General features: G+C 36.3%; 11 protein-coding genes. 9 read left to right on the top strand and 2 right to left on the bottom strand.

The window, feature by feature from the left end; genetic code table 11:
- Positions 1 to 34: 34 nt before the first annotated feature.
- Together ACXKY9_RS17420 and ACXKY9_RS17415 are read left to right on the top strand one after the other, a co-directional pair.
- The gene (locus tag ACXKY9_RS17420; RefSeq protein WP_000978853.1) at positions 35 to 1153 is read left to right on the top strand and encodes an RNA-guided endonuclease InsQ/TnpB family protein; all 1119 of its coding nucleotides are present in this window, start codon (positions 35 to 37) and stop codon (positions 1151 to 1153) included.
- 166 nt (positions 1154 to 1319) lie between these two features.
- Entirely contained in the window at positions 1320 to 1739 is a 420-nt protein-coding gene (locus tag ACXKY9_RS17415; protein ID WP_000495812.1) for an acyl-CoA thioesterase, read from the top strand.
- Between the two features lie 26 nt (positions 1740 to 1765).
- Here ACXKY9_RS17415 and ACXKY9_RS17410 read toward each other — a convergent pair whose 3' ends face one another.
- Positions 1766 to 2056: a HesB/YadR/YfhF family protein gene (locus ACXKY9_RS17410; protein WP_001054454.1), complete on the bottom strand. Its 291-nt coding sequence runs from the start codon at positions 2054 to 2056 to the stop codon at positions 1766 to 1768.
- A gap of 108 nt (positions 2057 to 2164) precedes the next feature.
- Positions 2165 to 2761, bottom strand: coding sequence for a glycerol-3-phosphate 1-O-acyltransferase PlsY (gene plsY / locus ACXKY9_RS17405; protein WP_000258974.1), 597 nt, complete (start codon positions 2759 to 2761; stop codon positions 2165 to 2167).
- Positions 2762 to 2986: 225 nt separating this feature from the next.
- On the opposite strand from plsY, the gene ACXKY9_RS17400 reads away from it, so the two are divergent.
- The 7 genes from ACXKY9_RS17400 to parC all read left to right on the top strand — a co-directional run bounded on the left by ACXKY9_RS17400 (position 2987) and on the right by parC (position 12728).
- Positions 2987 to 4846 (top strand): anaerobic ribonucleoside triphosphate reductase, encoded by a 1860-nt coding sequence (locus ACXKY9_RS17400; protein ID WP_000940073.1) that lies wholly within the window; start codon positions 2987 to 2989, stop codon positions 4844 to 4846.
- Complete coding sequence (gene nrdG, locus ACXKY9_RS17395; protein WP_000867078.1) at positions 4843 to 5295, top strand: anaerobic ribonucleoside-triphosphate reductase activating protein; 453 nt, start codon at positions 4843 to 4845, stop codon at positions 5293 to 5295. The genes ACXKY9_RS17400 and nrdG overlap by 4 nt, the downstream gene beginning before the upstream one ends.
- 18 nt (positions 5296 to 5313) lie before the next feature.
- Positions 5314 to 5991 carry a response regulator transcription factor gene (locus ACXKY9_RS17390; RefSeq protein WP_001044679.1) on the top strand — a complete coding sequence of 226 codons (678 nt, stop codon included), beginning with the start codon at positions 5314 to 5316 and terminating at the stop codon, positions 5989 to 5991.
- 203 nt (positions 5992 to 6194) lie between these two features.
- On the top strand, positions 6195 to 7436 hold the full coding sequence (locus tag ACXKY9_RS17385; RefSeq protein WP_000542647.1) for a S1C family serine protease: 1242 nt from the start codon (positions 6195 to 6197) through the stop codon (positions 7434 to 7436).
- A 113-nt stretch (positions 7437 to 7549) separates the two neighbouring features.
- Positions 7550 to 7963 (top strand): CoA-binding protein, encoded by a 414-nt coding sequence (locus tag ACXKY9_RS17380; RefSeq protein WP_000151387.1) that lies wholly within the window; start codon positions 7550 to 7552, stop codon positions 7961 to 7963.
- 375 nt (positions 7964 to 8338) lie between these two features.
- Positions 8339 to 10303, top strand: a complete 1965-nt coding sequence (gene parE, locus ACXKY9_RS17375; protein ID WP_001062202.1) for a DNA topoisomerase IV subunit B — start codon at positions 8339 to 8341, stop codon at positions 10301 to 10303.
- 1 nt (position 10304) lies between these two features.
- A complete protein-coding gene (gene parC, locus ACXKY9_RS17370; protein WP_001147463.1) occupies positions 10305 to 12728 on the top strand; it encodes a DNA topoisomerase IV subunit A in 2424 nt (807 codons plus the stop codon).
- Positions 12729 to 12869 lie beyond the last annotated feature (141 nt).

Genomic DNA, 12869 nt, shown 5'->3' with positions numbered 1-12869 from the left:
TAAGCTAAGAAGATGGTTAAGGGGTTGCTGGAAAATGATGCTTGCGAAGAAAGTGAGAATCAAGCCGAATAAAGAACAAGAATTGCAACTTTGGAAATCTGTTGGTACGGCAAGATGGGCTTATAATTGGACACTGGCGAAGCAAGAAGAGAATTACAAGAATGGCGGAAAGTTCATATCAGACGTTTTTTTACGGAAAGAATTAACTGTATTAAAGCAGTCTGAAGAATATGCTTGGTTGTACGATGTTTCAAATAATATAGCCAAACAAGCGATTAAAGATGCTTGTGAAGCATATAAGCGATTTTTCAAGGGACTGGCTGATAAACCACGATTCAAAAGCAGAAGGAAAGCAAAACTCTCTTTTTACAATGATAATGTCAAGTTAAAAGTAAAAGAAAAACAAGTTTTGATTGAGAAAGTTGGTTGGGTAAAAACATCCGAAAAGTTACCTGTAGGGGTTAAGTACTCTAATCCACGCGTTAGCTTTGACGGTAAGTATTGGTATTTGTCTGTCGGTATTGAACAGGAGTTTACAAAAGAGAAATTAACGGCTGTTTCGTTAGGAATAGATATTGGAATCAAAGAATTAGCATATTGTTCTGATGGGCAGAGGAAGAACAATATCAACAAAACAAAAATGGTAAGACAGGTAGAGAAACGCCTTCGTAGGTTGCAACGTCAAGTTTCTCGTAAATATGAAATGAATAAGGAGGGAAACCGTTTTGTCAAAACAAGCAATATTATAAAAATCGAGAAAGAGATACGACAACTACATAGAAGGTTATCAAATATCAGAAAGAATCATCTTCATCAATCCACGAGCGAAATTGTGAAAACCAAGCCATTTCGCATTGTGATGGAGACGTTGCATATGAAAGGTCTGCTGAAGAATAGATACCTAGCTAAAGCGATTGCGAAGCAGTGTTTATATGAGTTCAAAAGACAAATTCAATACAAGTGTGAAAAATATGGTATTGAATTTGTAGAAGCTGATACATGGTATCCTTCTTCAAAAATGTGTTCCAGTTGTGGAAGCATTAACAAAGAACTAAAACTTTCTGACCGTGTATACAAATGCACTTGTGGTCACGAAATGGATAGGGATTTAAATGCGGCTATCAATTTGTCACGGTATGAATTAGCCAGTTAACATCTAAAAAAGTTACGGCTAATATGTAGGATTCGTTGTATCCGAATTTACGCCCTCGGAGTGTTACATCAAACGAAAGTAGCTTCTGTGAAATCGGACACGTAGAACAGGGAAATAAACAAAAATTATAGATTTTTATAAGTTTATGGCAACGGCGAATATACATATGTTTGTAGCAGAACATGAAGTTGAAATCCGTTATGCGGAAACAGATCAAATGGGTGTTGTTTACCATTCAAACTACTTAGTGTGGCTTGAGTTAGGTCGCACGAAACTTATACAAGATTTAGGTTTTTCATATGTTGAAATGGAGAAAGAAGGAATTATTTCTCCTGTGTTAGATTTACAAATTTCATACCGTAAAGCGATGCGTTACGGAGAAAAAGCAATCGTAAAAACATGGGTAGATACTGTGAGCCCACTTCGCGTTGTATATGGATATGAAATATATAATGGTGATGGTGAACTTTGTATTACTGCAAGTACGACGAATATTTGTGCGAAAAAAGAAGGGTTCCGCCCTGTATCATTTAAAAAGTTATATCCTGAGTGGTATGCGAAATATGAGGAAATTAAGAAAAAATAAAAAAGCGTGGCAGAAGCCACGTTTTTTTATTTTTCATAATTAAATTGTGGGAAGTCGTCACCTTCGTTAAGTGTAACAGATAAATTATGTCCATCGAAGAACCATTCATCATCGCCTTCAATAAAGAAGTTAATACCTTCTTCTTGAACTTGAACAGCAGGATGTGCAGGATCATCTTTACGAATCCCTAAAGAAAGTCCTTTTTGCACAGTACTGCAACCACCGTATTGTACGAAAAAGCGTAGTGTTTCATTTGATTGTAAGTTTAATTCATTTTTATACCATTGTGCTGCTTCTTTTGTTACGGAAAGATTCATGTATAGTTCCTCCAAATTATGTTGCTTTTTCTTTAGTATAAAAAATAACGCAAAAAGACGCTATTAATATGCTTCACGTTTTCTTTTTGCGTTATGTGGGTTACGATCTTATTTTTGCTTTTTTGAAAAGTTTGCTTTTGGTTCAGTTTTATTTATAATTCGTCCGATATTTGCACGGTGTTTATAAATAACCATACCTGCTAATAAACACATCGCAATAATGAAGATTTTATCCCCGCTAACAATGGATGCAATAACAGCAACAACTGCTGTTACCATAGAAGAAAGTGATACGTATCTTGTTGTAAATAAAAGGGTGAAAAATACAACAGCCAATATTGCAAAAACAACTGGTGAATAGCATAATAGCACCCCAGCAGAAGTTGCAACTGCTTTACCACCGCGGAATTTCGCGAAGATTGGATAGACATGTCCAAGAACAGCCGCTAACCCGAACCATAGTGGATGAATATCTAATCCGAAAATCATTGGTAGACTTGTTGCTAATGTCCCTTTTAAAATGTCAGCAATTGTAACGGTAAAACCTGCTTTTTTCCCTAATGTGCGGAATGTGTTTGTTCCGCCTAGATTACCGCTCCCGTGCTCACGAATATCGATTCCGTAGCCGATTTTTCCAACAACTAGTGCAAATGGAATCGAGCCAAGTAAGTAGGCAACGATAAATAAAAGATATGTAGTAACCATAAGTTCAGTCTCCTTTATTCAAATGTGTTGATAAAGGGTAAAAAGAGTTTTTCCCGTATATTGTACCATACATTTGTAAAGAGCACATTTCTTTTTTGTAAATGAAAAATTCATTATTTCGTGAAAAAAATTTCACAGTAATGTTACATTTCTCACAGAAACAGTAAGACTATATGTAGTAACATTTTAATCAAAAGATAACAACATATTGGTGGAGGGTTATAAATGTTACAAAATAATACACGTGGAGAAGAAGAATTAATGAAAGTGTTCGAGACAATAGTCCACGGCAATGAACAAGATTTAATGCAAGAAAATGCAAATGTAGACGGCCGCTCTCCAATGGGCGTAATGGGAACGTTCGCATCTGAGAGTGCAAAATATTATGCTGTTGAGAATTTATTGTCAGATCAAGTGAAAAAAGCGATAAATGAAAATATATTATATCCACATGATTTAGATTTTTATGCGACAGGAACGACGACTTGTTCACAAATTCCGTTAGCGCAAATGCTTGCTAACGGTTTTCATACTGGACATGGACATATGAGACAACCGCAAGACATTAAAAGTGCATTGGCTCTTTCGTCTATTATTTTTCAAGCGAATCAAAATATGCAGCATGGTGGTCAATCGTTTGCACTCTTTGATATTGATTTAGCACCTTATGTACGAAAAACAATTGAGAGACATAAAAAACGATTACAATCATATCCGCTTACGAAAGAACAAATAGAGGAATTTGCATGGAAAGAAACGGAAAATGATACGTATCAAGCGTGTGAGGCTTTCGTTCATAATTCGAATAGTATGCATAGTAGGGGCGGAGGACAAGTACCATTTATTTCTATTAATTATGGAACAGATACATCAAAAGAAGGAAGAATGTTAATTAAACAACTTTTAAAAGCGACACAAGCTGGACTTGGTAAAGGAGAGACACCGATTTTTCCGATTCAAATTTTCAAGATGAAAAAAGGTGTAAATTTTGAAGAAAGTGATCCGAACTACGATTTATTTGAATTAGCATTAGAGACAACGGCTGAACGATTGTTCCCTAACTTTTCATTTTTAGATGCTCCGTTTAATGCAGTACATTATGATGGAAGACCGGAAAGTGAAGTATGTTACATGGGATGTCGTACCCGTGTTATGTCTAATATACATGGAGAAGAAACAGCGATTGGTAGAGGGAATTTATCATTTACGTCTATTAATTTAGTGAAATTAGCGTTAATTAGTGGTTCAAAAGAAGCGTTTTTTGAAGCGCTAAACTATTATTTAGATTTAGGAATTAAGCAGCTATTAGAAAGATATGCGTATCAATGTACGAAACGAGCAAGAGATTTTCAGTTTTTATATTCACAAGGTGTATGGCGTGGTGGAGAAACGTTGCAGCCTGAAGACTCCGTAGCCTCGATTTTAAAACAAGGGACGTTAAGTATTGGTTTTATCGGTCTTGCGGAATGTTTAGTAGCTTTAACAGGAAAGCATCATGGGGAAGATGGAGAATCATGGAAACTTGGGTATGAAATTATTTCCTTTATGAGAGATAGAATGGATAAAGCGACAGAAGAACATCAACTGAATTTCTCAGTAATTGCAACTCCAGCAGAAGGATTATCAGGGAAGTTTGTGAAAAAAGATAGAGAAGAATTTGGTGAAATTAATGGTATAACGAACCATAATTACTATACGAATTCATTCCATATTCCAGTTTATTATAACATTCAAGCTATAAATAAAATCCGTTTAGAAGGCCCGTTCCACGCTCTCTGTAATGGAGGACACATTACTTATATTGAACTAGATGGAGCAGCAATGCATAACAAAAAGGCATTAAAACAAATTGTACAAGCCATGGCAGAACATGGCGTTGGATACGGTTCAATTAATCATCCTGTTGACCGTTGTAAGTGCTGTAGTTATCACGGGGTTATTGGGAATGAATGTCCAAGTTGCGGGAATAAAGATGAGGCTAATATAGAAAGAATTCGCCGTATAACAGGCTATCTTGTAGGAGATATGTCGAAGTGGAATAGTGCGAAACGTAGTGAAGAGATAGATCGGGTGAAACATAAATGAAAGTGATGAATATTATTCATGATAGTGTAGTAGATGGAGAAGGATTGCGGACAGTCGTGTTTTTTGCGGGCTGTCCGCATCGTTGCGTTGGTTGCCATAATCCGAAATCGTGGAATATTTGCAATGGAACGGAAATGACAGTAGAAGAAATTGTGAAAGAGATTGCAAGTAATCCATTAACTGATGTAACATTTTCAGGTGGAGATCCATTTTTTCAAGCTGCTGAAGTGAAAAAGGTAGCAAAAATCGTGAAAGATTTGAAAAAAAACCTATGGATGTATACAGGTTATACGTTAGAAGAGATACAGAGTTCTCAAAATAATGATATGATAGAGTTGTTACATTATGGGGATGTTTTAGTCGATGGAAGGTTTGAAATTGAGAAAAAAGATTTAACACTTCCATTTCGCGGAAGCTCCAATCAACGTATTATTCGATTGAAAGAGTAAAAAGGCGGGATAGATTATATGAATAAAACAGTATTGCTTGTTGAAGATGAAAGAAGATTACGTGAAATTGTTAGTGATTATTTTCGTAATGAAGGTTTTGAAGTAATCGAAGCAGAAGATGGAAAAAAAGCGTTAGAGTTATTTGCAGAGCATGAAATTGATTTAATTATGTTAGATATTATGTTACCGGAAATAGATGGATGGTCTGTTTGTAGAAGAATTAGAAAAGAATCAGCAGTACCAATTATTATGTTGACAGCACGTTCGGATGAGGATGATACATTGCTAGGTTTTGAATTAGGTGCAGATGAGTATGTAACGAAACCATTTAGCCCGAAAGTATTAGTAGCTCGTGCAAAGACGTTATTGAAACGTGCGGATGGTGCGGTAGGAGTAGCGGAAGAAAATGCTATGTCTTTAGCTGGAATAGAAGTGAATCGTCTATCTAGAACTGTTTTAGTAGATGGAGAAGAAATTATATTGACACATAAAGAATTTGAACTTCTCGTTTATTTAATGGAGAACAAAGGAATTGTGTTATCACGTCAACATTTATTAGACCAGTTATGGGGATATGACTATTACGGTGATGACAGAACGGTTGATACCCATATTAAAAAACTTCGAAATAAGCTAGGAGATAAAGCGAAGCATATCGGTACTGTTATTCGAGTTGGTTATAAATTTGAAGAATAATCTAGAACGATTTGTGTAATTTAGCCTAGGGAAATGGCGATTTTATACTCTCTTTTGAAGGTAGAATGTACAAAAAATACTTTTTTTGTCTACAATGTTAGATAGGAGTATTTTTTTAATTAGATTTCACGATGAGTTCACAAGAAGGACACAAAACGTGACTATACTGAAAATACGAATTCACCAGAGAGGGGAAATAAAACATGGGATATTACGACGGACCAAATTTAAATGAAGAGCATAGTGAGACGAGAGAAGTGAGAAAATCAGGTAGTAAAAAAGGCTATTTCTTCACAGGTTTAGTGGGGGCTGTAGTCGGAGCGGTTTCGATTAGTTTTGCAGCACCATATATGCCATGGGCTCAAAATAATGGAGCGCCAGTATCATCATTTAGTTCGGATTCAAAAGTAGAAGGTACTGTAGTTCCAGTTGTAAATAAAGCGAAAAATGAAACTGATTTACCTGGTATGATTGAAGGGGCGAAAGATGTTGTTGTAGGTGTTATTAATATGCAACAAAGTGTAGATCCATTTGCAATGCAACCGACAGGTCAAGAGCAAACAGCTGGTACAGGATCAGGTGTTATTTATAAAAAAGCAGGAAATAAAGCATATATTGTAACAAACAACCATGTAGTAGATGGTGCGAATAAACTTGCTGTTAAACTAAGCAATGAAAAGCAAGTTGATGCGAAATTAGTGGGGAAGGACCCTTGGTTAGACTTAGCTGTTGTAGAAATTGATGGGGCTAATGTGAATAAAGTTGCAAGTTTAGGCGACTCAAGTAAAATCCGTGCTGGTGAGAAAGCAATTGCCATCGGTAACCCGTTAGGATTTGATGGAAGTGTAACGGAAGGTATTATTAGTAGTAAAGAACGTGAAATTCCAGTTGATATTGATGGGGATAAACGACCAGATTGGCAAGCACAAGTTATTCAAACAGATGCAGCGATTAACCCAGGTAACAGTGGTGGTGCATTATTTAACCAAAACGGTGAGGTAATTGGTATCAATTCAAGTAAAATAGCTCAGCAATCAGTAGAGGGAATTGGTTTTGCAATCCCAATTAATATTGCGAAACCAGTCATTGAATCACTTGAAAAAGATGGTGTAGTGAAACGTCCAGCACTTGGCGTAGGTGTTGTTTCATTAGAAGATGTGCAAGCTTATGCAGTAAATCAATTGAAAGTACCGAAAGAGGTAACAAATGGCGTTGTATTAGGTAAAATTTACCCAATATCACCGGCTGAAAAAGCTGGTTTAGAGCAATATGATATTGTAGTAGCATTAGATGGCCAAAAAGTAGAAAATTCACTTCAATTCCGCAAATATTTATATGAAAAGAAAAAAGTAGGCGAGAAAGTAGAAGTTACATTCTATCGCAACGGCCAAAAAATGACGAAAACAGCTACATTAGCAGATAATTCAACTACTAAGAATCAATAAGTTTAAACCTTAATTAGTAAGGTTATCCGCAAATAGTGGATAAAAGAAAGTCTCTTTCATATTGAAAGAGACTTTCTTTATCGGCTATACTAAAGGAATAGGAGGGATTAATTATGACAATTGAAAACCCAACTCGTACGGAAATTGGTGAAGTGTTAAAGAAAAGCAAAACAATTGCGGTTGTTGGATTATCAGATAAGCCAGAACGTACATCGTATATGGTTTCAAAAGCAATGCAAGATGCTGGATACCGCATTATTCCAGTTAATCCAACAGTAGATGAGGTGCTTGGAGAAAAGGCAGTTTCTTCACTAAAGGATATTAAGGAACACGTTGACATTGTAAATGTATTTCGTCGCTCAGAGTTTTTAATGGATGTTGCAAAAGAATTTGTAGAGATTGATGCAGATGTTTTTTGGGCACAATTAGGAGTACAAGATGAGGATACATACAAATTTTTAAAAGAAAAAGACTATACTGTAATAATGGATCGTTGTATTAAAGTAGAACATGCGATGACAAAATAGTATAGATTTAAAGGTAGAAAGATTGATTCAGCCCTCATTATAGATAAGTAGGGCCGATGAACGAGGTGTTCATCATGAGATTTTTTAAAGGCTGTTTTTGGGGGTTGTTATTTGTAATCCCATTTTGGATCTTGATCATTTGGATCATAATAAAGGTTTGGAATGTGTAATCTTGGAATACATATCCATTTCTCGTTGACAAACGATTATTTTTCTGAAATAGTAGCCTAGAGGAATCCTTGTGAGAAAACAAGGATTTTTCTATTGAAAATGGTATATAAAAGAGATAAGATAACTTGCCAAAACTATAGTCGAGGCGTTATTCTATAATAGAAACATATGTTCTGATTTTGGATTAGGAAAGGGGCAAGGAGTTTGGCGAAGCATCAGTTCCAATATAATGAAGATGCGATTCAAGTGTTAGAAGGACTTGAAGCCGTTCGAAAACGCCCGGGTATGTATATCGGGAGCACGGACAGCCGTGGATTGCATCATTTAGTATATGAAATAGTAGATAACTCCGTTGACGAAGCGTTAGCGGGATTTGGCGACGAAATTTCAGTCGTAATACATAAAGATAATAGTATTAGCGTTATAGATAAAGGGCGAGGAATGCCTACGGGAATGCATAAACTTGGGAAACCTACACCTGAAGTTATTTTAACTGTACTTCATGCCGGTGGTAAGTTTGGTCAAGGTGGTTACAAAACGAGTGGTGGTTTGCACGGGGTTGGGGCATCGGTTGTAAATGCCTTATCAGAATGGTTAGTCGTAACGATTAAGCGTGACGGAAATATTTACGAACAACGCTTTGAAAATGGCGGTGTTCCTGTAACGACGCTTGAGAAAATCGGGAAGACGAAAGAGTCTGGTACTACGATGCATTTCAAACCAGATACAACGATTTTCAGCACAACAAATTATAATTATGAAACATTATGTGAGAGATTACGTGAATCTGCATTCTTATTAAAAGGAATGAAAATTTCAATAAAAGATGAACGAAATGATTTAGAGGATGTATTTCATTATGAAACGGGAATTGAAGCTTTCGTTTCATATTTAAACGAAGAAAAAGATTCCATTCATCCAGTTGTATATTTCACTGGTGAACAAAATGGAATTGAAGCAGAACTAGCATTTCAATTTAACGATGGCTACTCAGAAAACATTTTATCGTTTGTAAATAACGTACGTACAAAAGATGGTGGAACACACGAAGCTGGATTTAAAACAGCGATGACGCGTGTGTTTAACGAGTATGCTCGTAAAGTAGCACTATTAAAAGAAAAAGATAAAAACTTAGAAGGCACAGATATTCGTGAAGGTGTAGCGGCTATCGTTTCGGTACGTGTACCAGAAGAAGTGCTTCAGTTTGAAGGGCAAACGAAAGGGAAACTAGGTACAAGTGAAGCGCGTTCTTCAATTGATGCCATTGTATCTGAGCATTTAGCATACTTTTTAGAAGAAAATCCTGATGTAGCTACACTTCTTGTGAGAAAAGCAATTAAAGCAGCACAAGCCCGTGAAGCAGCCCGTAAAGCAAGAGAAGAAGCGCGTAGTGGTAAGAAAAAGAAAAAATCAGAAGGTACGTTAAGCGGGAAATTAACACCTGCACAATCACGTAACCCGCAAAAAAATGAACTGTACCTAGTAGAGGGTGACTCTGCCGGTGGTTCTGCGAAACAAGGACGAGACCGACGTTTCCAGGCCGTATTACCGTTACGTGGTAAAGTAATTAATACAGAAAAAGCAAAGCTTGCTGATATCTTTAAAAATGAAGAGATTAATACAATCATTTATGCGATTGGCGGCGGTGTAGGAAATGAATTTGATGTTGAAGATATTAACTACGATAAAGTTGTAATTATGACCGATGCCGATACGGATGGGGCTCATATTCAAGTATTGTTATTAACGTTCTTCTACAGATATATGAAGCCACTTATCGAAGCTGGTAAAGTGTTTATCGCACTTCCTCCTTTATACAAAGTAAGTAAAGGAAAAGGTAAGAGTGAGGTAATTGAATACGCTTGGTCAGATGAGGAATTAGACGGTGTAACGAAAAAAGTTGGAAAAGGCTATATGTTACAACGTTATAAAGGACTTGGTGAAATGAATGCGGATCAATTATGGGAAACAACAATGAATCCTGAAACGCGTACATTAATTCGCGTGAAAATTGATGATGCAGCAAGAGCAGAGCGTCGCGTTACAACATTAATGGGCGATAAAGTAGAACCGCGCCGTAAATGGATTGAACGTAATGTACAGTTTGGTATGCAAGAAGAAGGAAATATTTTAGAAAATGAAATGATTATGGAGACGGAGGTGGAATAACATGCAAGCAGAGAAGTTTCATGACCTCCCGCTTGAAGACGTGTTAGGTGATCGCTTTGCACGTTATAGTAAATATATTATTCAAGATCGTGCACTTCCAGATGCACGTGATGGCTTAAAGCCAGTACAAAGACGTATTTTATATTCTATGTATGTAGAAGGCAATGTACATGATAAAGCGTTTCGTAAATCAGCTAAAACAGTAGGTAATGTTATCGGTAATTATCATCCACATGGAGATTCCTCTGTATATGAAGCAATGGTACGCTTAAGCCAAACTTGGAAAGTACGTAATGTTTTAGTTGAAATGCATGGTAATAACGGTAGTGTTGATGGGGACCCAGCGGCAGCGATGCGTTATACGGAAGCTCGTTTATCACCAATCGCATCTGAATTATTACGTGATCTTGATAAAGAAACAGTTGAATTCGTGTCAAACTTTGATGATACGAGTGAAGAACCGGTTGTATTACCAGCAGCGTTCCCGAATTTATTAGTGAACGGATCTACAGGGATTTCCGCTGGTTATGCAACAGAAATTCCTCCGCATCATCTTGGAGAAGTTATTGATGCTACAATGATGCGTATTGATAAGCCAAATAGTACTGTTGATGATTTATTAACAGTTATGAAAGGACCAGATTTCCCAACAGGCGGTATTATTCAGGGGATTGATGGTATTAAAAAGGCGTATGAAACAGGTAAAGGTAAAATTATTATTCGCGGAAAAGCAGAAGTTGAAACAGTGCGCGGTGGGAAACAACAAATTGTAATCACTGAAATTCCTTACGAAGTGAATAAGGCAAATCTTGTAAAGAAAATGGATGAATTACGTCTAGATAAAAAGTTAGATGGTATTGCTGAAGTGCGTGATGAGACAGATCGTACTGGTTTACGAATTGTTGTTGAATTAAAGAAAGAAGCAAACGCCGAAGGTATTTTAAATTATTTATATAAAAATACAGATTTGCAAATTCCATATAACTTTAATATGGTAGCGATCAATAATCGTCGTCCAACACTTATGACATTACCGAAAATTTTAGATGCTTATATTGGACATCAAAAAGAGGTTATTACGAGACGTTCGCAATATGAATTAAGAAAAGCAGAAAATCGTCAACATATTGTAGAAGGTTTAAAGAAAGCATTATCGATTTTAGACCAAGTAATTGAAACAATTCGAGCTTCAAAAGATAAACGTAACGCGAAAGATAATTTAAGTGCAAAATTTGGCTTTACAGAAGCACAGGCAGAAGCAATTGTTTCCTTGCAATTATATCGCTTAACGAATACAGACATTACGGCGTTACAAGAAGAAGCAGATGAGCTTAATAAGAAAATTATTGAGCTACAGGCAATTTTACAAAGTGAAAAAAGATTACTTCAAGTAATTAAAACAGATTTAAAGAGAGTTAAGAAAACATATAGTGATGATCGACGCGCAATTATTGAAGATCAAATCGAGGAAATTAAAATCGATGTAGAAGTGATGATCCCACAAGAAGATGTCATCGTTACTGTAACGAAAGAAGGATATGTGAAACGTACTGGATGGCGCTCACATAATGCCTCAAATGGCAAAGACTTCGGTATGAAAGAGGGTGACATCTTACTTGAACGATTCGATACGAATACGACAGAGACAGTCCTCTTATTTACGAATAAAGGCAACTATATATATCTGCCAGTATACGAAATGCCAGATATTCGTTGGAAAGATTTAGGTCAGCACGTTGCTAATATCGTTTCACTCGACCGGGATGAAACAATCATTTGGGCAACGGTTGTACCGAACTTTGAGGAAGAAAAACGATTTATCGTATTTGTAACAAGAAATGGTATGATAAAGAAAACAGAATTAAATCAATATAAAGTTCAGCGTTATTCAAGGGCATTCGTTGCTGTAAACTTGAAAAAAGATGATGAAGTTGTCGATATATTTGCGACAGATGGAACGAGTGATATCGTTCTTGCTACACACGGTGCATATGCACTTATTTTCCATGAAGATGAAGTAAGTCCAGTCGGTGTAAGAGCTGCTGGCGTGAAAGCAATTAATTTAAAAGAAGATGACTATGTCGCTTCTGGTAAACCGTTAAATGGTGACAAAGATCAACTTATTCTCGTAACACAGCGCGGTGCTGTAAAACGTCTAAAAGCATCAGAAATTGAAAAATCAACGAGGGCGAAACGAGGTCTTGTTATTTTCAAAGAATTAAAACGTAATCCGTACCGCATTGTCGGTATTGAAATTGTTCGGGACGATGAATTAGTTTACATGAAGACAGAGAAAAACATTGTAGAAGAGATTGATCCGAAAGCGTATCGAAATAAAGACCGGTATAGTAATGGTAGCCTAGTGCTAGATGTTAATGATACTGGTGAAGTAGTAGAAACGTGGACGAAGAAAAGACCAGAATAAAGAGGGCATCTTGCTATGAATAATAGCAAGATGCTTTTTTCTAGGCAATTTATTATATAAATAATAATAATCTTGTTATAATAACTGAATGAAATCGTTCTCATAAAGTGAAACTTTAATCAATGGGGATTTTCTTTATCC

Source organism: Bacillus sp. 2175, from assembly GCF_057812155.1.
The sequence above is the reverse complement of the archived record's forward strand: the minus strand, read 5'-3'. Positions and strand labels throughout refer to the sequence as shown.